At 54.1% G+C, this 22,882-nt stretch carries 15 protein-coding genes and 1 pseudogene; 12 read left to right on the top strand and 4 right to left on the bottom strand.

The genetic code is table 11. The annotated features are described in order from the left end of the window. The first annotated feature begins 98 nt into the window (after positions 1-98). Positions 99-743 carry a guanylate kinase gene (gmk, locus tag KTT_RS18565; protein WP_126597418.1) on the top strand — a complete coding sequence of 215 codons (645 nt, stop codon included), beginning with the start codon at positions 99-101 and terminating at the stop codon, positions 741-743. A 21-nt stretch (positions 744-764) separates the two neighbouring features. Continuing rightward, on the top strand, positions 765-1,769 hold the full coding sequence (gene glpX / locus KTT_RS18560) for a class II fructose-bisphosphatase (RefSeq protein WP_126597417.1): 1,005 nt from the start codon (positions 765-767) through the stop codon (positions 1,767-1,769). Between the two features lie 451 nt (positions 1,770-2,220). Here glpX and KTT_RS18555 read toward each other — a convergent pair whose 3' ends face one another. Together KTT_RS18555 and topA are read right to left on the bottom strand one after the other, a co-directional pair. Further along, positions 2,221-3,306, bottom strand: a complete 1,086-nt coding sequence (locus KTT_RS18555) for an isocitrate/isopropylmalate dehydrogenase family protein (protein ID WP_126597416.1) — start codon at positions 3,304-3,306, stop codon at positions 2,221-2,223. Between the two features lie 105 nt (positions 3,307-3,411). Continuing rightward, positions 3,412-5,892: a type I DNA topoisomerase gene (gene topA, locus KTT_RS18550; protein WP_126597415.1), complete on the bottom strand. Its 2,481-nt coding sequence runs from the start codon at positions 5,890-5,892 to the stop codon at positions 3,412-3,414. A gap of 900 nt (positions 5,893-6,792) precedes the next feature. Here topA and KTT_RS18545 point away from each other — a divergent pair. From KTT_RS18545 to KTT_RS37705, 3 genes and pseudogenes are all read left to right on the top strand, one after another. Continuing rightward, on the top strand, positions 6,793-8,469 hold the full coding sequence (locus KTT_RS18545; protein WP_160145965.1) for a MurT ligase domain-containing protein: 1,677 nt from the start codon (positions 6,793-6,795) through the stop codon (positions 8,467-8,469). A 4-nt stretch (positions 8,470-8,473) separates the two neighbouring features. Beyond that, positions 8,474-9,361 carry a type 1 glutamine amidotransferase gene (locus KTT_RS18540; protein WP_126597413.1) on the top strand — a complete coding sequence of 296 codons (888 nt, stop codon included), beginning with the start codon at positions 8,474-8,476 and terminating at the stop codon, positions 9,359-9,361. Between the two features lie 30 nt (positions 9,362-9,391). Beyond that, positions 9,392-9,530 (top strand): annotated as a pseudogene (locus KTT_RS37705) (ClpX C4-type zinc finger protein); the annotation flags it as partial. A 588-nt stretch (positions 9,531-10,118) separates the two neighbouring features. Here the strand turns inward: KTT_RS37705 and hpf are convergent. After that, positions 10,119-10,730 (bottom strand): ribosome hibernation-promoting factor, HPF/YfiA family, encoded by a 612-nt coding sequence (hpf, locus tag KTT_RS18530; RefSeq protein WP_126597411.1) that lies wholly within the window; start codon positions 10,728-10,730, stop codon positions 10,119-10,121. Between the two features lie 512 nt (positions 10,731-11,242). Here hpf and KTT_RS18525 point away from each other — a divergent pair. Beyond that, on the top strand, positions 11,243-11,524 hold the full coding sequence (locus tag KTT_RS18525; protein WP_126597410.1) for a DUF6788 family protein: 282 nt from the start codon (positions 11,243-11,245) through the stop codon (positions 11,522-11,524). Between the two features lie 247 nt (positions 11,525-11,771). Further along, a complete protein-coding gene (gene nrdR / locus KTT_RS18520; protein WP_126597409.1) occupies positions 11,772-12,293 on the top strand; it encodes a transcriptional regulator NrdR in 522 nt (173 codons plus the stop codon). Between the two features lie 91 nt (positions 12,294-12,384). Here the strand turns inward: nrdR and KTT_RS18515 are convergent, their stop codons facing one another. Continuing rightward, on the bottom strand, positions 12,385-12,810 hold the full coding sequence (locus KTT_RS18515) for a Crp/Fnr family transcriptional regulator (RefSeq protein WP_126597408.1): 426 nt from the start codon (positions 12,808-12,810) through the stop codon (positions 12,385-12,387). 795 nt (positions 12,811-13,605) lie between these two features. Here KTT_RS18515 and KTT_RS18510 point away from each other — a divergent pair. The 5 genes from KTT_RS18510 to KTT_RS18490 all read left to right on the top strand — a co-directional run bounded on the left by KTT_RS18510 (position 13,606) and on the right by KTT_RS18490 (position 22,536). Next, positions 13,606-15,846 carry a tetratricopeptide repeat protein gene (locus KTT_RS18510; protein ID WP_126597407.1) on the top strand — a complete coding sequence of 747 codons (2,241 nt, stop codon included), beginning with the start codon at positions 13,606-13,608 and terminating at the stop codon, positions 15,844-15,846. Between the two features lie 208 nt (positions 15,847-16,054). Beyond that, a complete protein-coding gene (locus KTT_RS18505) occupies positions 16,055-16,831 on the top strand; it encodes a hypothetical protein (protein WP_126597406.1) in 777 nt (258 codons plus the stop codon). 53 nt (positions 16,832-16,884) lie between these two features. After that, positions 16,885-18,336, top strand: coding sequence for a hypothetical protein (locus tag KTT_RS18500; RefSeq protein WP_126597405.1), 1,452 nt, complete (start codon positions 16,885-16,887; stop codon positions 18,334-18,336). Between the two features lie 173 nt (positions 18,337-18,509). Continuing rightward, positions 18,510-20,258 carry a peptide ABC transporter substrate-binding protein gene (locus KTT_RS18495; protein WP_160145964.1) on the top strand — a complete coding sequence of 583 codons (1,749 nt, stop codon included), beginning with the start codon at positions 18,510-18,512 and terminating at the stop codon, positions 20,256-20,258. A gap of 556 nt (positions 20,259-20,814) precedes the next feature. Continuing rightward, complete coding sequence (locus KTT_RS18490; protein ID WP_126597403.1) at positions 20,815-22,536, top strand: peptide ABC transporter substrate-binding protein; 1,722 nt, start codon at positions 20,815-20,817, stop codon at positions 22,534-22,536. Positions 22,537-22,882 lie beyond the last annotated feature (346 nt).

Below are 22,882 nucleotides of genomic sequence, written 5' to 3'. Positions count from 1 at the left end.
TTGTCATTGTGCTCGCAAATATAAGATAAAGTATAACAAAGAGATGTTTGTTCGTACACCAATCCTCTCTCTATTTGAGCAACTGCAGGAAGAAAAGCATGCAACTTGAGACTCAATCGCTATCATCACAGTTAAAGCAAGCGGGCACTAAAAAGCCAGGATTGCTCTTTGTCCTTTCGGCCCCCTCTGGTACCGGTAAGGACAGCGTAATCAACGCCCTGAAGGAAAAAGGGACTGATTTTCACGTGGTCGCCTCGGTGACAACCCGCGCTCCACGCCCTGGTGAGAGCGAGGGCAACCCTTATCATTTTGTCAGTCATGAACAATTTAAGGACATGATTGAACAGAATGAACTCATTGAGTACGCGCAGGTGCATGGCAACTGGTATGGGCAACCCATACGTCAGATCGTCGACAATTTGCAACAGGGGCGTGATGTCCTGCTCAAAATTGATGTACAGGGCGCCGCGACTGTACGGCAGAGGGTGCCGGGAGCGATCTACATTTTCCTCGTTCCCGGCTCTATAGAAGAGCTTGTCGAGCGCCTGACCAATCGCCAGACCGAGACCGAGGAGGAGCGCCAGCGCCGACTTTTAGACGCACAACATGAGCTAGCCCAGCAAGAGCACTATGAGTATACCATTGTGAACCGCCAGGGGCGACTCTCAGAAGCCGTTGAACAGTTACAGGCGATCATGCAAGCAGAGCATTGCCGCACTCGCCCACGGTACGTACAAATATAAGAAAAACAAAAGGATTTAACAATGTCGACAGAAGAGGAACGTTTTGAACCGTCGCGCACAATAGAGCGCAACCTGGGGATGGAGCTCATCCGTGTAACCGAGGCAGCCGCGTTGAGCGCCGGTCGTTGGATGGGCAAAGGCAATAAAGAGATGGTTGACCAGGCCGCAGTAGATGCTATGCGTCACGCGGTCGATGGGGTAGACATGCACGGTGTGGTGGTAATTGGTGAGGGGGAAAAAGACGAAGCCCCGATGTTGTATATCGGTGAAGAGATCGGCAATGGGAGCAAGCCAGAGGTAGACGTGGCGGTAGATCCCGTTGATGGCACACGCCTGCTGGCGCTTGGCTTACCGGGAGCCCTGGCCGTCATCGCCACCGCTGAGCGCGGCAGCATGTACTCCGCCCCTCCTGGGGTTTACTACATGGAGAAGATCGCCGTGGGGCCGGGGATGAAGAACGTCATCGACATCAATGCTCCGATCGCGGTCAACCTGGACCGTATCGCACGAGCACGCCAGTCGCGTCTCGACGATCTGACCGCCGTCATTCTGGATCGTCCTCGTCACCAGGATATCATTCGCCAGGTACGCGAGGCCGGCGCCCGCATCCGCCTGATCACCGACGGTGACGTAGCCGCCGCCATCCTGGCCGCCATGGAAGACTATCGTGGCATCGACATCATGCTGGGCATTGGTGGAGCGCCAGAGGCTGTACTGGCCGCCGCCGCCTTGAAGTGCCTGGGCGGCGAGATCCAGTGTAAGATCTGGCCACGGACTGAGGAAGAGCGTCAGCGCTTCAAAGCCGACGGCATCGATATGGACCGCGTCTACCGCACAGACGATCTGGTGAGCGGGAACGATGTTAGCTTCGCCGCTACTGGCATCACCAGCGGTGAACTGCTGGATGGTGTCCAGTACTTTGGCTGGGGCGCCCGTACCTCATCTATCATGATGCGTGCCCACTCGGGCACGGTACGCTATATCCAGGCCCGCCACAAATGGCGTAAAGGGGTGGTGCAGAACTAGGTTCTGCACTGGCTGGCGCAGCCAGCGTGGGGCGCTAAAGCGCCCGGATATTGTTTTTAAGATTTGTGGTATCTGGCAATATATGCGCGACAGCGCATATATTGCCAGATACCACAAATCTTATTTTGGATGAGGCACTGCGTTCCAGGGTTCTTTTTTGGATGAGGCGCTGCGTTCCAGGGTTCTTTTTTTGGATGAGGCGCTGCGTTCCAGGGTTCTTTTTTTGGATGAGGCGCTGCGTTCCAGGGTTCTTTTTTTGGATGAGGCGCTGCGTTCCAGGGTTCTTTTTTTGGATGAGGCGCTGCGTTCCAGGGTTCTTTTTTGGGGTGAGGAGGCGCAATCCTGGCTTTTTTGGGTGGAGCGCAGCGCTTCGCGCTTTTATGAAGTTATGTGGTGTGTGGAGAGAGGGGCGCCCGGTGGCGCCCCTCTCTCCACACACCACATAACTTCTCTACATGTTGCGGAGGCGCTCGATGACGGCGTCGGCGACCTGCGATGTGCCAACGGCGGTAGGATCATCGGGGCGCGGCTTCAAGTCGTAGGTCACAGACTTCCCTTCGGCCAGCACCTGCATTAAGGCCTGCTCCAGGCGGTGAGCGGCTTCTCTCTCTTCCAGATGGCGGAGCATCATGACACCAGAAAACATCATCGCCATTGGATTCACTTTATTCTGGCCAGCATATTTGGGGGCGCTCCCATGCACCGGCTCAAAGACCGCGTAATCACTGCCAATATTGGCCCCCGGAGCTACACCCAGGCCGCCAATCAAGCCAGCGGACAAATCGGAGATAATATCACCATAAAGATTGGGAAGGACGAGGACATCATAGAGTTCTGGCTTCTGTACCAGTTGCATGCACATATTGTCAACAATGCGGTCCTCATATTGAATATCGGGATATTCCCTGGCGACTTCATGGGCGGTAGACAAAAAGAGTCCATCGGAGAGGCGCATAATATTCGCCTTATGCACAGCGGTCACTTTACGGCGCTTATTGGCCCGTGCATATTCAAAAGCAAACTTCACAATGCGCCTGGTAGCGGCCACGGAGATATACTTGATGCTCATCGCTGAATCGGGATCGATACGATGCCCGGTTGTACGGCCAATGAATTCCAATAGCTCTTCGTATTCAGCGGTACCACGTTGAAATTCAATACCGGCATAGAGGTCCTCAGTATTTTCACGGACAATGACCAGGTCAATATTCTCATAACGGGAGCGAAGGCCCTGATATGTTTTGGCGGGGCGCAGATTGGCATAGAGATCAAGCCTTTTACGTAGTGTTACATTGGCGCTACGCTGACCCTTCCCCACAGGAGTCGTAATGGGCCCCTTGATCCCCACCCGGGTGCGCTTGATTGACTCTATCACCTCCTCTGGCAAGACAGTCCCTTGTTTCGCCAGAGTTTCCACTCCTGCCGGCTGGACATCCCAACTGAACTGTATGCCAGTTGCTTCCAGTACGCGGCAGGTCGCCTCAGCAATTTCTGGCCCAGTTCCATCGCCGGGGATCAGCGTCACTGCATGCGGCATGTAATCCTCCATAATAAGCAGAACTCCCCTTGTTTTGGGATTTGAGAGAGAGTAAATTATTTTCCGATTATATCACAAGTTTCCGCTCACCGTTCTGCTTTCAGATTATCTGGTCGCTTTCGTTCCCCCCGTTGCTGTCCCTGCGGTCTTCGCAGTCGTAGTTGACCGGCGTGCCGGTGTCTTTGTTGTTGCCTTTGTTGTGCCCTTGCTGGTACTGGTCGTCGCCCGCCGGGTGGTTTTGCTGGTGGAGGCTACCTTTTCATTCCCGTTCTCAGAAACGTCGGCCGTCTTCCTGCGCGTGGCTGTGGCGCGTTTAGTGGCCGTCGCCTTCTTTGTAGTAGAGGTCGCCTTCTTTTTCGCCGTAGATGCCGTAGCCTTTTTGCGGCCCGTACCAGCGGACGTCGCGGCAGCGCCATCCTGGGGAGGTGTCTCCTCATTGCCACGCTGTACCAGCACCACCTCGTTATAGCAGACCGGCTCCTGGCTCCCCTTTGGCACCACCATCAAGCCGCCGCAATTCGGACACAGATCGGGGACCGGGCGTTCCCAGATAGCGAAGTTGCAGGTTGGATAGTTACCACACCCATAGAAGATGCGCTTCTTCTGACGCGTCTTACGCTCAACCAGGTCTCCACCACACTGCGGGCAGAGCGCGCCAGTCTTATTGACCACCGAGCGACGGTAGCTACACTCCGGGAAACCGGAGCAGGAGATGAAGCGACCAAAGCGGCCGGTACGGATAACCAGGTTACGGCCACACTCTGGACACTGCTCATCGGTCTCTTCCAACGGCTTCTGCACCCGGTCCATCTCCGCCTCGGCCTTTTCCATCGTCGACTTAAAAGCACCGTAGAACGTGCTCAGGAACTCGATCCAGGAACGCTTGCCATCCTCAACGTCGTCCAGTTTGCGCTCCATATCGGCGGTAAAGCCGGTATCCACGATCTCGGGGAAGTGTTTATTCATCACCTCATTGATGGTCTCGCCCAGCCAGGTTGGCACAAAGCGCCGCTGCTCCTGGTCCACGTAGCCGCGATCCTGAATCGTGCTGATAATTGGCACATAGGTACTAGGACGGCCAATGCCCAGTTCTTCCAGCTCTTTGATCAAGCTGGCCTCGGAATAGCGTGGTGGTGGCTGCGTAAAATGCTGATCGGGCTTCAGGCCATAACAGGTCAACTCTTCATTGACCTTCATTACCGGCAGCAATTTCTCATCTTCTTCACGGGACCAGACGGCATAGAAGCCCGGGAACTTCAGGTTCGAGCCGGTGGCGCGGAACACATATTGCCGGGCCACGATATCGGCGCGCACCGTATCAAAGACGGCTGGCGTCATAAAGCTAGCCACGAAGCGGCGCCAGACCAGATTGTACAGCTTGAACTGGTCCGCAGACAGGTGCGACTTCACGATCTGTGGCGTCAAAGACACATCGGTCGGACGAATGGCTTCGTGCGCATCTTGCGTCGTCGCCTTGGCTTTACCGACCCGGCCCTGGCCCACATAGGGATCACCGAAGTTCTGGGCGATATGTTCTTTCACCTTGCCCTGCGCCTCGTCCGAGATACGCGTCGAGTCGGTACGCATATAGGTGATCAAACCCTGGTGGCCGCGCGCGCCCAGTTCCATACCTTCATACAGTTGCTGCGCCAGGCTCATCGTCTTCTTCGGCTTAAAGTAGAGCCGCAACGAGGCATCCTGCTGCAGGGTACTGGTCGTATACGGCAGCGGCGGCTGGCGACGCTGCTCGCGCTCATCGTATTTCAGCACACTATAGGTCGCGTCCTGCAGATCCGTGAGGATCGCGTCGGCCTCTTCTTTGGAAGAGATCTTGATGCGTCCCCGCCCTGTCTTCGTCTGTTTGGAGCCGTTTGCTCCATTGGACTCGGCCGTAGCTGGCTCCTCGGTATCGCCGGACGCCTCGTCGCCATTGAGCGCATCGACATCTTTCAGGCGAGAGACCAGGGACGCCTCAAAGCGCTCTGCCTGTTTCTGCTTACTCAGAGTCGCCACGATGCTCCAGTATTCCTCGGGCTCAAAGGCACGAATCTCCGCCTCGCGATCACAGATCACGCGCAGGGCGACCGACTGCACGCGGCCCGCGCTGGTCCCCGACTGGATACGGCGCCAGAGCAAAGGACTGATTTTATAGCCAACCAGGCGATCGAGCACCCGGCGAGCCTGTTGAGCATTAAAGAGGTCTTCGTTGATCTGCCGAGGTTTGCGAATCGCATCCTGGACCGCGCGCTTAGTAATCTCATTGAATACAGCGCGGCGAGGGTTCTGCAATTCCAGGATATTTTTAAGTGACCAGGCGATAAATTCACCTTCGCGGTCCGGGTCAGGGGCCAGGTACACTTCCTCAGCACGCTTGGACGCCGCCTTCAGCTCATCGATCAACTTATCTTTTTTCTCAATAACCTCATATTTAGGAGCAAAATCTTTGCGTGTATTTACACCGAGCCCTTTTTTGGGCAGATCAATGATATGGCCCATGGACGCACGGACCTCAAAATCACGACCAAGGAACTTCTCGATTGTTTTTGCTTTGGCCGGTGACTCGACAATTACCAATTTTTTCGCCATGGAGTTGTTACCTGACCTTCGTTACTGAACAAAACCCGCATATTTTTATGAGTGTTCGTCTTAAAGGATAGAATAGCATAGCCTGACAAGTAGGTATTCTATCCTACATTACATCTAATCAAACGCTTTATCTGTAGCTCTTTTTACCAGACCTCCCAACCTACTTATCCGCAACGTGTTTTCGACATATCGCCAGGAACACTATACCAGAAACCCGCATTGAACACGGCGCGCGGGCTCTTATCCCAGGCAAAGAATGTGTCTGATTCTCGTCACCTTCGGGGCACGTGATCGCCCTCACACGCGTGTCCGCTACGCGGCGTGTGGTGGTGCAACAGGGGCGCTGGTGCGCCCCTGTTGCACCACATGATGGATTCGTAAACGCCATAGGCGCGAAAGCATGCCGCAGGCGATGGAATGAGAGTCAAACTCTCGTTATATAGGGCATGTAAGCGCCACCACACAGGCGGCCGCACCGGTTTTGGTGGTTGGTGCTCATGACCATCGCCTGCAATGTGTTTGAGCTTTCGCCACTGCAGTGCTCAGCAGTCCTTTGTGTATTGGTGCATATGGGGCGAGAATGCGCCCCACATGCACCAATACACAAAACCAGTGCGGCCGTTGCGCGGCCGCGAGTGCGGGGGCGCGCACGTGCCCCCAACATGACGGAAGTTAAACACACTCACAGAAAGGATGCATCAAAAATTTCTTTTGAAGCATACCATACATGGCAATAGTTCGTTTTTATTAGTACATATATCATTATCATAACTTTGACAAGGGGTAATAATTTCTATCTTTCTATCTTTACCATACACTTGACCCCATCGGGCTTGCATGCTATGCTGCATTCATCTACTATACAGGATAGAAGCAGAAGCGCCGATGCGGAGGAACAGCATGCGAAAAGAACAACCATCTCAGCCAGTATCGTCTGAAAGCGATCAGCCACCGCGAGAAAGCTTGATGGAGACCGCGTCACTTCCCCCACCCAAAGAGAAAGAAATTGCGAGGAAGCCGCGTGGGACGCGACGTCAGCATGCGGTGCGCGCTGGCGTCGCGGTGATGGCAGGGCGCACCGCAGGAGCCATCAGTCGCCGCCTACATCTTGGAGGAGGAACCAGTATCGTGGGCGTTGTCGCGCAACGCGTCTACCCCGATATCGTAGAGCACCTGGCCACCGAGCTTGAGCATGGCAGCGTTATGGTCACCGGGACAAACGGCAAGACCACCACCAGCAGCTTCATCGCGGCCATCTTGCGTGATGACGGCTTACGCGTCTGGCGCAACCGCGAGGGCTCTAACCTGGTCGGCGGCGTCGCCAGTTCACTGGTGATTCGCGCCCAGCCCAATGGTCATCTGCGCCGGGCCGGCCAGGCCATCTCTATCTTAGAAGTAGATGAAGCCGCCCTACCAAAGCTTGTGAGCTCGATTCCTCCTCGCGTCCTCGTCTTTACCAATCTCTTCCGCGACCAGCTTGATCGCTATGGCGAGGTCGATAGCGTCGTCAGCAAGTGGCAACAGGCGATCGCCCTGCTACCGGCAACCACTACGCTGGTATTAAATGCCGATGATCCCACCATCGCCCAGCTCGGCGACGGCTTCCCGGGTCGCTGCCTCTACTATGGGATTGAAACAACCCTTGAGACGGGCGAAGACGAAGCCGAAGCCAACCATCACCAGGTCATGGATGCCCGTGTCTGCTCACGCTGTGGACACGAATACGAATATGATCTCCACTTTTACAGCCACATGGGCCACTATCATTGTCCACAATGCGGCAAGCAGAGACCACAGCCCGATGTGCGCGTGACCAACGTCCAGGTCGATACCTTTGATCGTATCCGCCTGCAGATTGAGGCTGGCAACCAGAAGCGCGAGATAATCGTACCCCTGCCGGGACTCTACAATATTTATAACGCTCTGGCCGCCAGCACGGCATCCCTGGCCCTGGACACACCCTGGGAACCCATTATCAGCGGCATCGAGCAGTCCAAGCCCGTGTTCGGGCGCGGCGAACGCATCCAGGCTGACGGCAAAACTATGCGCCTGCTGCTGGCGAAGAATCCTACCGGCTTCAATGAGGTGCTGCGCACCCTCTTTAGCGACGGCACAGCACGTCATCTCCTCTTCATCCTCAATGATAACATCGCTGATGGGCAGGATATTTCCTGGATCTGGGATGTCGATTTTGAACGAGCAGTGGGACAGACACAGACACTCGTCATCAGTGGCACCCGCGCCCTGGACCTGGCGCTGCGCCTCAAATACGCAGGCATCAACGAAAACGCCATGACAATCGTCCCCCCTACCCGTTTAAAAGCCATGAAGAACACACCGACAACCCGTTCCAGACGTCTGAAAAAGAATCGGGGAATAAACGAGGGACAACAACAGTCTGAGGGAATAGACGAACGGCTCTACGGCATCAAGAACGCATTAGATAGTGCATTACAACAAACCCCTACCGGCGAAACTCTCTTCGTAGTACCGACGTATACAGGGTTACTGGAAGTGCATCGTGAATTGGAACAGCGCGGTTTTACCCCACATTATTGGGAAGGAAGAGATGCTTAAAAGTATGGCAGAATATCGAATACAGCCGCTCACACTGACCCTGGGCCATTTATATCCGGACCAATTAAATCTTTATGGAGATCGAGGCAACATTTTAACGCTGCGCCGTCGCTGCCAGTTGCGGGGCATCGAGCTACGCGTAGTGGGACTGGGGGTGGGAGATGCATTGGCACCAGACGAATATGATATGCTATTTATTGGTGGAGGACAGGATAAAGAACAGGCGCCTGTCGCGCAAGATCTCTATGAAATGAAGGGCATTGGCCTATGGGCGGCCATCGAAGATGACATGCCCGTACTGGCGGTGTGTGGCGGCTTCCAGTTGCTCGCCCACTATTACCGTCCCGCCGAGGGTCCTGATATGCGAGGGCTGGGCGTCTTCGATGCCTGGACCGAGCACAAAGGTCCGCATGTCGCCCGCTGCATCGGCGATATCGCCCTGAGCTGGAATGGACAGACGCTGGTAGGCTTTGAAAACCATGGGGGGCGCACCTATCTTGGCACGGCCAGGCCCCTGGGGAAAGTACTCAAAGGGTATGGAAATAACGCCGAAGATCAGACCGAAGGCGCCATCTATCGCAACGCCTATGGAACCTATCTTCATGGCTCATTATTGCCAAAAAATCCTCATTTTGCTGATTACTTAATTGAACTGGCGTTACAGCGTAAATACGGCGATCAGGCCGATATGGAGCCTCAACCACTCAATGGCAACCATATTAGTGTGGCCTCTGAAAATGGTTCAACTGTGTTAGAATTACAAAAAACAAATCTGTCACCATTACTGACACCATTGGAAGATTCGTTAGAATGGGAGGCACACGCCTCTATACTTGAGCGACTGGGATTGTATAGTGAGGCTGCGACAGTACTGCGCACTCACAAACGCTAACACACTGGTCTAACTGATGGGGAATATGCTATGAGTTTTGATCGATCAATGGCTCGCTGCTCATTTTGTGGCCGTCATACGTCCGAAGTACGACGCATGATCGCTGGCCCCGGGGCTGCCTACATCTGCGACGATTGTTTGCAACTGTGTAACGATATTCTCCGTGACCCAACGCCATTTTCAACCGCGGCGCTGGAACTGGCCTCACGTCCCCCGATCGTCGTCGCGGCACCATCGCTGGGGAGCGAGCGGAGCGAAAGCACAGGCGTGCGCGAGCCCGTACGTACAGTCACCCTGGAAATCGAGCAGAAGCAACAAGGGATGACCCTGATCCTGCATCGCATGCTGTATTATCAAGATTTTTTTGAGCTCCACTATCTCTGGATTCGACCACCGTTTACGGCTGGCTTCGCCTTTGTGCCGCGCATCATCTTCTTCCTGAAAGACAACACGGGCACCCAATGGACCGGAGATCGCGGCGGCATGATTCTGGCGCGCCCCGACCTGGCCAGTGGACCCAACAACGCCGTCTACCAGGGGAGCGCGCGCTTCCGGCCCCTGCCCTCATCTGAAGCACGTACCTTGACCATTCGAGCCGCCGACCCGCTAGGACAGTTTGAAGAGACGCCGGCACAACCCTGGCAATTTGAAATCACAGTCGCTTAACCTCCACACGAAGACGCCGCCACACGCATAGAGCGCATTGGCGGCGTCTTCGCATTTGAAAGCTTTTTTAGCGTTTAGCGAGTCATGCCTGTTATTCCTGGGCTGGTACCAACAATCCGTACCCACCGGTATCCAGCTTATACATCACGTTAACGCTATTGGTTTCTTCGTTAAAGAAAGGATAGAACGAGTTCCCACTTTTCTCCATCTGCTCAATTACTTCATCATCAGTCATAGGCTTTGTGGGTAAACGGCGAATCTCCAGCACTTTGGACCAGATTTCCTCATTGTGCTCATCCTCCATGGCCGAAGGTGGTACTTCAGTATCCTCATATTCATCCAGTGATGAAAGAACACCGGCACGAGAGAGGGAAAGGATCTTGATGGGGGTGGCATGCTGCCGCCGCCTGGTCTGCCGATCCTTCTGACGGCCAAGTTGCGCGACAACTTTATCGAGAACCATATCGAGGGCGGCACTGGCGCTTAAGGCACTTACCTCACTGTGAATTGTGCGTGAGTTGCCAGTCAGTGCAAGGTTGACACAGTAGCGATCGCTAGCGCTGCGCGTCTGCTCTTCGGCGACCGTTACCTCTACGCGCGATTCATCATTAAGCCAGCGTGCAAGGCGCTGTACCTTGCGCTCAATCCGCTGACGCAATTGAGGTGTGACCTGCATCTGTTTACTCTTGATAATAACTTGCATAGTTCGCTCTCTTTCCAATCCAACAACACAACGTAACGAACAAAGCAATGACTCTTCGCTAAAAAAGCGGGTACAGACACCATTATATCACCCGTTTCAAAGGGTGTTGAGGTGTCAGACACACTTTTTATGGGGGAGCGAGCGTGAGCGCCCCCGATGCTCCATCCGATGATGTTTGGGGGCTGGGCCACCAAAAAACCTATACATTTATGTTGTCCACACGCCGGCAGGAGGGCTAGCCGCCCTCCTGCCGGCGTGTGGACAACATAAATGTAACAAATTTTTCACGAATGGACCCCTGTACCGCGAAAAGAGTACCCTGTTACCGTTCTTTACATATGAAAAAGGTGTTATACAAAAGTACATTTGCACAGATGAAACACGCCATACTATTAACAATGTTTCATTTTTTGTTATATTAAATTCACAAAATGTTCATACAATGATGGTATCATATCAGTATCTTTTAAGGTCGCGTTGACATGTATAGATTTGTGGAAGGGTACGGGTTTATGACAGAGATACCGAGCAATCAGCATATTACCTATCAGCTACAGTATCGTAAATGTGGGAAGGCATCATGCAGCACCTGTCGCAACACCCAGGGGCACGGACCTTACTGGTATGCTTACTGGCGCCAGGGTTCACGACTGCGTTCGGGGTATATAGGAAAAGAGCGCACCCCTCACGGGCAGAAGCCGGCGACCTCCCAGGCGGCGAAGTCCAAAAAGTCGGCCCGGGCCACCAGATCTGAGAAATATACAGCGGCCACCGCGACCGCCGCACATGTGTAAAGAAGAAAACCGCCTCCAAACAATCCAGATATGATAGAATGTTCCTAACTTAGATGCGACAGCAAGGATTTGTGGGGCGTAGGGTCAAGTACCCCACGCCCGAGCGGAAAAGGGTGCCAGCCATCTCTGGTCCGGAGGAGAAACTGCACATTTCTCCTCTGCCCTTTGGGGACATTCTTGAAGAGCTGCAGAAAAAAGGAGGCGTGCTTCCTTCCTGAAGGCAGGGGTATTCGCACGATTGAAATAGATGAAATGTCCTTTTTGTGGAGGCACAGAGTCGCGGGTCAAAGATTCCCGGGATATTGGAGACGCTATTCACAGGCGGCGCGAATGCGAACACTGCAAGGGCCGCTTCAGCACCTATGAGCGGGTCGAAAAGTTTTCTCTGATGGTCATTAAACAGGACCAGCGGCGTGAAGCATTTGATCGCCAGAAACTGTATGCTGGCATTCGCAAAGCCTGTGAGAAGCGTCCCTTACCGGCGGGCGAAATCGAGAAGGCTGTGGAAGAGATCGAGCAGGAGCTCTATCGCTTCGGCAAGCAAGAGATTCCCAGCAATGTTATCGGAGAATTAGTGATGGAACATCTACGGCAGATGGACAAGATCGCCTATATTCGCTTTGCCAGCGTCTACCGATCCTTCGGAGATGTCGAAACGATGTTCGAGGAGATTCAGAAGCTGCTCAATCGAGAAAAGCCCGACGCCAACAGCCTCCATCAATTTATAGAAGATAGTGACGCGGAGACATACTCACCCGGCGATGTGTAGTCGGTAGCCGGTGAATGGTCCGCATCAGACGGGCAGGATAACAAAAGAGCATTCCAGCACAGACTGGAATACTCTTCTTTTCCTATCCGCGTTATTCCGCGTGCGTATTTTCCGCTTTGCGCAGGCGACGGCTCAAAACAGATAGCAATTTGAGAGCAACATCCGGATGATTGCGCAGGAAGGTACGGAACTCCCAGACGGGGAGCAACAAAGCTTTTACATCATCAACGGCAGTAACGGTTGCCGAGCGAGGTAAATCATCTAACAGCGACATCTCACCCAGCACATTGCCCGCCCCCAGGGCGCCTAATGTTTCCTCAGTTCCTGCCTCCTTGGACTTCGTAATACGCACATTTCCGCTTGTAATAATGTAAAGTCCAACCCCGCTATCTCCCTGAGCAATAAGGGTCGCGCCGGCATTGTACGAGCGTTCCTGGCAACTTTTCGCAAGGGCCTGAAGTTCCTTTTTATCTAAGGCGGAGAAAAGATCTACACGTGCAAGAGCGTCTTCATACATAAGAAAGAACTGCCTTTCAAAAATACTAACATCCGGCTGTTCTGTGAGGATCTTTCTCAATGATGTGGCAGAGAATCACAGCACAAACAGCGGCAATGTAAAAGCATATGCCTATAGCTATTGCTATAACATTCTCTGCCATTATAGCATTATCGAGCTCTCCTGTCTTTATTTTTTGGCGAGAAACTCAGGCTGCTTGCAGGTGCTGCCTGCGGCAGCACCTGGGGAGGAGGATGGGTGCCGGGGCTGGCGCCCCGGCACCCATCTTTTTGGACAAGGGTGTCTAAAAATGCGCCTGACGCGCGAGATGATTGCCTGCGGCCTGCGTATGTTTTCGCACCTGCGATGCTCAGAATCCGTTTTACGTGTTGATTCATATCAATGGGAATCGGCCACGGGAGCCACTTTTCTCACCTGCGGTGCTCAGAATCCGTTTTATGGGTTGGTGCATGGGGGTGCGCGAACGCGCACCCCCATGCACCAACCCATAAAACCAATGTGGCCGCGCAGCGGGCACACGTGCAGGAGCAAGCAGGGATGCAAGGGGCGGGCAGCCAGCCCTAAGCCTGGGCAAGCCTGGCACCTAAGGGGTTTGGGGGCTGTGCCCCCAACTTCTTCCCCTTCCAGCCGCACGCAGGGCGGCATCAGGGGGTCAAGGGGCACAGCCCCTGAAAACCTTGAGGTTTTGAGTGACTTTTTGACTTTAGAAAGTCGCGGAATATACAATGAAGCAAGTACTTAATGCAATCACAACATGAACGCTCAACCTGGTATGGGTGAGAGGAATACTTCTTTATGACAACATCAGAACATGAGAAAAAAGAAAAAGATCGTCAGCAGGCAGAGAATCGTTTGCAGGCTGGTTTTAATGCGTACAATGATGGCAAATTAGATCAGGCCGCCGAGGCATTCGGGGATGCGGAGATCCGTTTTCGGCTGAGCGGAGACTTCAAGCAAGCGGGTGACTGCCGGGCGATGATCGCCGATATCCAGGAACAGAATAACGCACTGGAACAGGCGGTCAATAGCTATCAGCGCGCCCTCAAACACTATCAGGAAGCTGATCGCCCCTTGTTGATGGCCTCCAGCGCGCTTTCCATGGGACACGTGGAGCGGCGGCTGGCACACCTGGACCGCGCGCAAGATGCCTATCAGAACGCGCAACAGATCTATCGCAAGCAGCAAAACAGCAAGGGCCTGGGCAATGTGGAACTGGCCATGGGTCATATTGAGCTGCAGCGCGCCAATATGAGCTATGCGACAGAACACTACCAGGATGCGATTCGCTACTTTAAAGAGGCGAATGAGACGACCAACGAGGCCGATGCCAGCCGCAGCCTGGCCGATATTCAACGCCTGCGCCGTCAGTTTGGCGAGGCCGAGGCGGCCTACAAAAGAGCACTGGAAATTTATCAGCAGACTGGTGACAACTACGGACTCGTTGACGCGCAGGTGGGATTGGGACGTATCTATATCGATCAGGAGCGCCTGGACGAGGCGACCGCCGTGCTGGCCGAGGCCCTCAGTCGTGCAGGTCTGATCGAATATGAATTAGGGCAGGCCGACGCCAATCTCGGGCTGGCGGAGATCAACCTCATTCAGTCCCAGGTTGACCAGGCATTGATCGCCGCTCAATCCGCGCTGCAAATGTATAGCGATCAGCACAATGCGCTGGGCACCGCCAGCGCTGGTCGCATCCTGGGCGAGATCAATCTACGTCGCGGTCAGCTCTCCTACGCCAACTCGATCATGGAGCGATCCCTGCGCACTTTCCAGGCCGTAGCGTATCGTCTGGGACAGGCCGAGACCACTGTCGGATTGGGATTGATCCAGTATCGCCGGGGCTTCTTGAGCCGGGCGCGCAAGACGCTGGAAGACGGGCTCAAACAGGCCCATGCCCTCGACAATCTGCAAGTAGCAAGCAGGGCCCTGCTAGGACTGGCCTATACAAATAAGCAGCAAGGGGAGTTGAGTCGGGCTAAGAGCATTCTCAGCGATGCCCATGACCAGGCGGAAAAAGTTGATAGCGCCATCGGCATCCCGGCCATAGCCGCGATTGAAATCGCGCAGGCGCGCCTGGACATTCTCAGCGGCGATATGAAAGAGGCCGATCACCATCTAGAGGAGGCAGAGGCGGCCGCCAACAACAACTTCCTGGTCGGACAGATGCTCCCCGAGATTCTGGCGGTGCGAGGTCAATTACGCCTGGCTGAAGGAGATTTTAACGCAGCCGAGGCACTCTACAGCAGCGCCCACAATCAAGCGGAGGGTTTGCAGCAGCCAGAAATCGCCGTGGAGGCCCTACTGGGACAGGCTCAGGCCCGGCTATCGCGAGGAGAGTTGGATGCCGCGCTAGAGACCTTCTATGCCGTCGGACGCCAGTACCAGGTGCTTGAAAACACCGATGGAGATGGGCTGGCCGTCCTCGGAGTCGCCCAGGTCCACATCGGACAACAACACTGGGATGAGGCGCTGGAGGACTGTGAAGCCGCCATGGTACGCTTCAAACAGGCCGACGATCAGACAAATGAGGCAGATGTCCTGCTCACACGGGGACTCACCTATCGCTCAAGAGAAGAGATGGATAGCGCCCTCAACGACTTTGAGCAGGCCTTGCGCCACTATCACCATCAACGACGTCCGCTGGGGGTTGCCGACACACGCTTCGCGCGCGGCTCCATCTTCCTGCTGCGCAAAGATTTCGAGCGTGCTCGCGATGAGCAAGGCAAAGCCATCATCCAGGTTGAACGTGTCATGAACAGCATCAAGTCTCCCGAAAGATGGGGCACCTTCCTGCGCCAGTATGCCGAACAGTACGCGGAAACGGCCATGACCGACCTGCGCCAGCACAACGATAGCCAGGCGCTCACACTATTGCAAAACTTCGCGCGCATCGCCGGATCTCAGGAGCTCAAGGCCCACCTGCAAGCTTATGAAGAAGCGATTCCAGTAGGAGGGGAAGAACTTTCAGGTGAAGACATTCAGAACAATACCGATCTCGTCAAACGCCTGGCTCTACTGCGTCGTAGTTTATAATAAGGCAGAAATATTGCTATCAATGATATACTAGAAGGCGTGCCAATGCCCCCAGAGGGTGGCAACAATAGAAACGCATTCCTTCTAAGGCAAACAAAAGCAGACCACAGGTAGCGGCAAGCAAAACCTGTGAAAGCACACACACAACCAGGCCAGGGCGGGTTCATCGAGCTCGCCCTGACCCTGAAAGTTGAAGGGACACTTCGTTATGGGTATACAATTCTTACGTGGAAATCCACAAGCCCCCAGGGGGCATGCTATTTTCATAGCGAGAAGTAGAAGCAACTCACGGATTGTCTATAGCACCTATTGTCTCGTACCGCCAATACCCATGTCGATCGCGAAGTACCTACCTCCGCTCTTCGCCGCCCAGATTCCCTCGGAAGAATTGCAGGGCGCGGAGAATATCGCTGGCATGCCCATTCCCCCCATGCTAGAAGAAGGAATGAGCCTCGAACAACTGGAAGAGCTGGCGGAACGCCGCTCCGACGATCTCTGTGATATCGGGTCAACATCGTCCGAAGAGGTCGAGCGCATGCAGATGGCCACCATGTGTAGCCAGGAATATGCCCAGTTATATGCTAACTATATTTCTCAAGCAGCACAGCCCACCAGAAAGCCCGCGGAAGCCGCCATTCCTGAAGCAACTCCTGCTGGCGAACTGGATGCTGAGGAGCTCTTGTTACAAACATTGTCTGAACGGCAGAAACTGGCAGAGGTAGGGAAACTGGTCGGCATGGCACGCTACGCGCTGGAGGGGCAGGACAAAGCGCTCCTGCAGGACACACAGCGACGCATAGAGCGCCTGGCTCGCCTGTTACCAGACAAATATCGTGGCTCCGAAATCGTAAAGGCCGCGATCTCCCCCACCGAACGTGGGGCTAAATTGGCGGAGCTCTATTTGAGCCGCGCTTACAAGTTATTGGATGAAGAATACGCAGAAATTCCCGGCATAGAAAATGCTATTCGCGAACTCAAAGAGTAGTAACTATGCATGTTCTTATAATAAATACGTACTTACATATGTAGGAGTCATATATGGCTGCAGTAGAACTGAGAGTGGATCTCTCAACGTTGATTGATGCGGTAGTTACTGGAGATGAGACACGCATCATTTCTAGCGCTCGAAGCTTATTAGAACAAGAACGTAATGCCGATGTCTTACTCGGTCGCATTGGTATGATGGCCACCAAAGGTGATCCAGAGGGGCATGTCAGTATTACGATCGCGGCGGCAGCAATGCTGGCGCGCTTTCTACGCGCGCGTCCAGCGCCGTTAGATACTGAGGTTCCACCGCAGATACGCGCGCTACCGTTGTTCATGCGCGCGCTGATCACCGCCGCGCCGGCGATTCGCAATGGTCGAAACGTCAGCTATGAGAAGCCCCAGCCCCTCTTCCCGAGCGCGTTTCTCGATCAGAACAAAAGCGTCAACCAGGTCATGAATGAGGCCATTCAGCAGAACGACGCCCAGCTGGCCGAGCGCATCCTGCTCGGATTATATGGAACCGGTGCCGATTATCGCACGCTGCAAGTGCGCGCCTACGAAGCGGTTTCGACCACCTTCGCCAATGGTGGACATCCCCTGATGTATACCGCGCGCGGCTTCCAGCTGTTGGACGCGGTCGAATGGGGTGAATACGTGCCCGAACTGCTCCACTGGCTCGCTCCCCACCTGCCCCTGCAGCCCAACAAACCTGAGGCGGCCTGGATGCAGACCGTACGCGAGTTCATCGCGGATACCCAGAAGCACAGCCTGGCCAGTGTGCGCACACGGCTGTCCGCCCCGAAAAACGCCAACGCCCTGCCGCTGCAGCAGGTTCTGCTCAGCAACGCAGAGACCGCCGAGGTGTGCCAGAACGTTTACGACGCCATCATCCCAGGGCAGGCATCACCACGTGCGGTCGCATCGGTGATCGCGCTGGCCGCAGCCGAGATCATCCAGAAGGTTGGCGACGAAGACCGCGACCTCTTTATCCGCGTCTCACACGGTCTGCTGTTTGCGTCAGCGGTTCGCAACGTGTTCAGCCAGGTCCAGGATGAAGAAGTGTACAACATGGTCTTCACTTCCGCAGCCTACATCAATGCCCTGTATAAAGAAGTGACGGAGCAGGTGCAGGAAGCGGCCAGGCCAGCCGTCGCGGCTACGACTACCGCGACCGGTGGTGGTCTGATCGCCATCAGCCAGCTTGAAACCCTGGAAGCGCAACTCAAAGAGAAAGATCTGCGCGGAGCCCTCCATACCGCCCAGCGCTACCTCAACCTGGGACACGATGCGCGGGCGCTCTTTGGAACGATCAGCCTGGTGGCCGCGCTGAACGACACCACACTTGACCAGGGGCATTCGTTGCAGATTGTACAGGCCGCAGGCGAAGAATTTATCAACTGGCCCAAAGATCTGGTCGGCACTAAAATCGATAGCTATCTGCATATCGCGCTGCGTGCCGCCGCATTGGGCAAACGCGACTCGCTTGCCTCACAACTGGCGTAAAGAAGAAGGCGTTGCTTCCCAGCGCACCAGGGAAACACGCCTCCCTTTACGCGTGGGCACATCGACGCCCGGGACTTCTGCTATTCAGTGGTGCAACGCGGATGCTGAGCACTCGCGTTGCACCACTGATTTTTGTAATTTGTAATGTACAATTTGTAAAGAGAAAGCTTCTCATGTTGATGAAACATTTAGCTTATCATACACGCAGGCACCATTCTCTTTATATCCTCTTACTGGCCGCCTGCCTGGTCCCACTGATCTTATCGGCCTGTAGCAGTCCATTTGGCGGGGGCAACGACACAACAACCAGGAAACCGATGAAGGTTGCACGCAACCGGCAGACCTATAGCGCGCCCATTGTCGGTGTGACCGACTTTGACACACTCGATCCTGCCCTGGCCCATGATCCCGCCTCCATACAAGCCGTTCAAATGTTGTACACCGGACTGGTGCAGAGCGACGACAAGCTGCAGGTGCATCCGCAGCTGGCGCAGTCCTGGCACCAGGAAAGCGATGGCGTCACCTGGACCTTTAAATTAAAGCCGCACCTGACCTTTAGCGATGGTACTCCCCTTACCTCGACCGACGTCGCCTATAGTCTCAATCGCGCCCTGCAACCGGCGACAAAATCGACGGTCGCGCCTATTTATTTACGGCTGATTAAAGATTCCGATCAGTTGCTGGCGGGACGCATCTCAACGCTATTGAACGACAGCATCATGACGCCAGATGCGCAGACTGTAGTCATCGTCACCAACAAACAGTCGGCCTACTTCCTCTCCATGTTGACCTATCCCTGCTCTTATGTCGTGGAGAAGAAGCTGATCGACAAATACCAGGCAGGATTTACTGATCATCTCAATGAAGGTGGCGGCGCGGGTCCATTTAAAGTAGCGACCTATACCCATCGTGCGCGCATCGATTTTGTGCCCAACACCCATTATTACAATCCGCAGCCACAGCTACAAAAGGTCTCCTATATCTTCTATCACACCGCCCAGGAAGCCTACCAGGCGTATATGAACAATCAGCTGGACATGACCGGGGTACCGCTCAACACCCTGGCCAATGATAAGAAGCGTAAAGATTATCACCAGGTTCCCCAGCTCTGGATCAACTACTACACCATGAACTACCTGGCCAAACCATTCGATAACGTTCACATTCGCCAGGCCTTCGCCCTGGCCATTGATAAAGAGGCCATCGCCAACGACATCTGGCAAGGTACCGTTATCGCGACCAACCATATCGTACCGTCTGGCCTGCCCGGCAGCAATCCGCACGTTACCGGACCCGATGGGAACGAAAGCGTAAAAGGGAATCCCCAAAAGGCCCAGGCACTCTTACAGCAGGGATTACAAGAGGAGAAGATGAGTTCGGTGAGCGCGCTCCCGCCGATCCAGCTCACCTATGTTTCAGGGGTAGATAGTTTTGATCAAGAAGTAAAGGCCATGATCCAGGACTGGCAGAAAGTCCTCAAAGTTCAGGTCACCGCCAATCCTGTCGATTACAATACGCTGCTCGATAAGGTAACCGGCGCCACCGGCAATGCCAACGGCATCCAGATGTGGGGGCTGGCCTGGGTCGGCGAATATCCTGATCCACAGGACTGGCTATCCCAGCAGTTCGCCAAAGGAGCCGTCAACAACAATTGTAACTACGGCCAGAACAGCAGTACCACAGCGGCGCAACAGCAGCAGGTACAACAACAACTGCTAGAGGCCGACGCCAACCGCAACGACAGCGAACGGCTGCAAAGCTATCAGCAAGCCGAGCAGCAGCTCATCAACGACGTCGCCTGGTTGCCAATGGAGCAGGTCACCCAGACATTTTTACGTAATCCCAATATTATCGGCGTCACCGACAACGCCCAGAACAACATCCCCCCCGATGACTGGGCCAACATCTACCGTGTCCAATAAAATTGCCCTGGCTCGCCAGAGCAATCCCATGTTTTTTTAATGAAGTGTCTGGCAAAAAACGCGCTGAAGCGCGTTTTTTGCCAGACACTTCACCATATATTTTGTGAGCGCCGAAGGCGCTTAGCGTCAGGGCCGAAGGCACGGATGCAGGCTCCAGGCCCATCCAAGCAGATGTGCACTGATTACTTCTCATACAAGATACAAACAGTTTTCCTTTTCTCCATTTTAATCAACGAATTTGTGTGAGATTTACCCAGGACCTGACGTAATTACTATACAAGAACCAATAAACACAGATATTTACACCATTGAGATAGCCACCTTTTCTATACTGGCTCTCACAATGGCCCTGTGAATGGTTAATGTATGCATGATCATGGAAGTAACACTTTTCAAAAGTAGAATGAAAAGCGCTCCATGAAAATGGAAGAAGGCGTCTCGCACATATCATCACGTGCAATGTTGCAATCTCTATATGCACCTATTCATGATGGGCAGGCGAAACGACGACTTTCATAATCAATCATCTTTATTCCTGACTGAAGGAGAAGTCTTCATGCGATCGACAAAGAAATCGGCCTTAGGGATCATCGCTACCATGCTGGTCCTGATGGCAACTGTGCTGAGCGCTTGTGGCGGCGGCGGCGGCTCAACCACCACCACCAACAACAGCGGCAAAGCACCGGCAGACAAGCAGGTATTTAACTGGCCCCTTGCCGGCATCGCGGACATTAAAACCTTTGACCCTGCAATGGCAACCACCCAGACATCCTTGCAGGCCATCGGCATGGTCTTCACCGGCCTGGTTACCCTGGATAATGACCAGAAGGTTGTGCCTGAACTGGCACAGTCCTGGACATCTTCCGACGGCGGTTTAACCTGGACCTTCAAACTGAAACCAAACCTGAAGTTCAGCGATGGTACCCCGTTGACATCGGCTGATGTCGCCTACAGTATCAACCGCGCATTGCTGCCCGATCTTAATTCGCCAGCTTCTCCTAGCTATTTGAACCTGATCAAAGATTCGGACAAAATGCTGGCTGGCAAAGTTAAAACCATCATTGGCGACAGCTTGCTGACCCCTGATCCCAATACCATTGTGATCAAGATCACCGAGCCTGCTGGTTACTTCCTGGCCACGCTGACCTACTCGACCGCTTATGTGGTGGAGAAGAAGCTGATCGACAAATACGGCAATAAAAACTTCACCGACCACCTGACCGAGGGCGGCGGTTCTGGCCCATTCAAAGTTCAGGAATACACCCACGGCAAGCGCATTGTGTTTGTGCCAAACAGCAACTACGTCAATGGCGTGCCAAGCATCAAAGTTGTCAGCACCTTCTACAAAGATGCCGCCACCACCTACCAGGCCTACAAAAACGGCCAGGTTGACCAGGCCAGTGTTCCAACCGACTACCTGAATGAGCAGCAGAACAGCAAAGAGTACCACAAGGTGCCGATTCTCGCCATCTTCTACTATGGACTGAACTTCCTGACCAAGCCATTTGACAACCTCAAAATCCGTCAGGCTTTTGAGCTGGCGCTCAACAAAGACGAGATGATCAAGGTCGTCTACAAAGGTGTCTACACACCAACCAACCATATCGTTCCTAGCGGTATGCCTGGCTACAACCCCGACCTCAAGGGTCCTGACGGCACAACCAGCACGGCCGGCAACCCAACCCTGGCCAAGCAGTTGTTCACACAGGGTCTGAAGGAAGACGGATACGCCAACGCGGCCGCCGTTCCTGCCATCAAATTCCAGTATGCCAGTGGTAGCGCCGACACCGACAAAGAGATAGCCGTCGCCGCCCAGCAGTGGAAAGATGTCCTGGGCGTTACCGTAAAGCCTATCCCAACCGACTTTGAAACCCTGAGCGCTTCTCTGCCTCAGAACGTTGGTAAAACGACCATCCAGATGTTCGAGAGCGGTTGGGGCGCAGACTATCCTGATCCTCAGGACTTCCTGACCCTCCAGTTCGCCGCTGGTTCCCCCAACAACCAGACCAACTGGGGCCAGAACAAAGTCTCTGATGCCGCCGCCCAGGTTCAGGTGCAGAAAGCGCTGAACGCCGCCGATACTGAGCAGGATAACACCAAGCGCATGCAGGCCTACAACCAGGCCGAGCAGACCCTGGTCAACGACGTTGCCTGGTTGCCAATCTTCCAGATGGCTCGTTCCCGCGTGCTGAAGAGCTACGTTGTGGGCCGTGTCTTCAATGCTGGCGACTCAACCCCGCCATTCGCGTGGGCGAAGGTCTATATTGCCAACCACTAAGCAAGCAATGCTGCTGTGGTAGGGCTGGGGAAGCGATAGCAATCTAGCTTTCCACAGCAGTCAGGGATAATGAGTGGGAGACCGCTCATTATCCCTGATCTCGTGGTTACACAGTGCGGTGAAATAGCGATGCAGCTTGTGAACGAACGAATATACGCAGAATTTGTTGTAGGGTATACATACTTACCATCAGGGCCTGGCCAACTGAACATAGCATAGCCAATTACCTTGACAATAATAACGCCCTCGCATAAAATAGCAAAAAATCAGCTCATGTATGGATCATCTGTTGTCAACATATATCAATGGATATCTACCGAAAGGTGCCTCGAGTAGATAGACTACG

Source organism: Dictyobacter aurantiacus, from assembly GCF_003967515.1.
GTDB lineage: Bacteria > Chloroflexota > Ktedonobacteria > Ktedonobacterales > Ktedonobacteraceae > Dictyobacter > Dictyobacter aurantiacus.
Note: the sequence above shows the minus strand (reverse complement) of the source record. Positions and strands in the feature narration are given on the sequence as shown.

Bases quoted from the DNA above. Each gene is read 5' to 3' on its own strand.
- hpf (WP_126597411.1), bottom strand. From the start codon at position 10,730: ATGCAAGTTATTATCAAGAGTAAACAGATGCAGGTCACACCTCAATTG.
- topA (WP_126597415.1), bottom strand. From the start codon at position 5,892: ATGGCGAAAAAATTGGTAATTGTCGAGTCACCGGCCAAAGCAAAAACA.
- KTT_RS18500 (WP_126597405.1), top strand. From the start codon at position 16,885: ATGGCTGCAGTAGAACTGAGAGTGGATCTCTCAACGTTGATTGATGCG.
- KTT_RS18510 (WP_126597407.1), top strand. From the start codon at position 13,606: ATGACAACATCAGAACATGAGAAAAAAGAAAAAGATCGTCAGCAGGCA.
- KTT_RS18490 (WP_126597403.1), top strand. From the start codon at position 20,815: ATGCGATCGACAAAGAAATCGGCCTTAGGGATCATCGCTACCATGCTG.
- nrdR (WP_126597409.1), top strand. From the start codon at position 11,772: ATGAAATGTCCTTTTTGTGGAGGCACAGAGTCGCGGGTCAAAGATTCC.
- KTT_RS18505 (WP_126597406.1), top strand. From the start codon at position 16,055: ATGGGTATACAATTCTTACGTGGAAATCCACAAGCCCCCAGGGGGCAT.
- gmk (WP_126597418.1), top strand. From the start codon at position 99: ATGCAACTTGAGACTCAATCGCTATCATCACAGTTAAAGCAAGCGGGC.
- glpX (WP_126597417.1), top strand. From the start codon at position 765: ATGTCGACAGAAGAGGAACGTTTTGAACCGTCGCGCACAATAGAGCGC.
- KTT_RS18495 (WP_160145964.1), top strand. From the start codon at position 18,510: ATGTTGATGAAACATTTAGCTTATCATACACGCAGGCACCATTCTCTT.
- KTT_RS18525 (WP_126597410.1), top strand. From the start codon at position 11,243: ATGACAGAGATACCGAGCAATCAGCATATTACCTATCAGCTACAGTAT.
- KTT_RS18555 (WP_126597416.1), bottom strand. From the start codon at position 3,306: ATGCCGCATGCAGTGACGCTGATCCCCGGCGATGGAACTGGGCCAGAA.
- KTT_RS18515 (WP_126597408.1), bottom strand. From the start codon at position 12,810: ATGTATGAAGACGCTCTTGCACGTGTAGATCTTTTCTCCGCCTTAGAT.
- KTT_RS18545 (WP_160145965.1), top strand. From the start codon at position 6,793: ATGCGAAAAGAACAACCATCTCAGCCAGTATCGTCTGAAAGCGATCAG.
- KTT_RS18540 (WP_126597413.1), top strand. From the start codon at position 8,474: ATGGCAGAATATCGAATACAGCCGCTCACACTGACCCTGGGCCATTTA.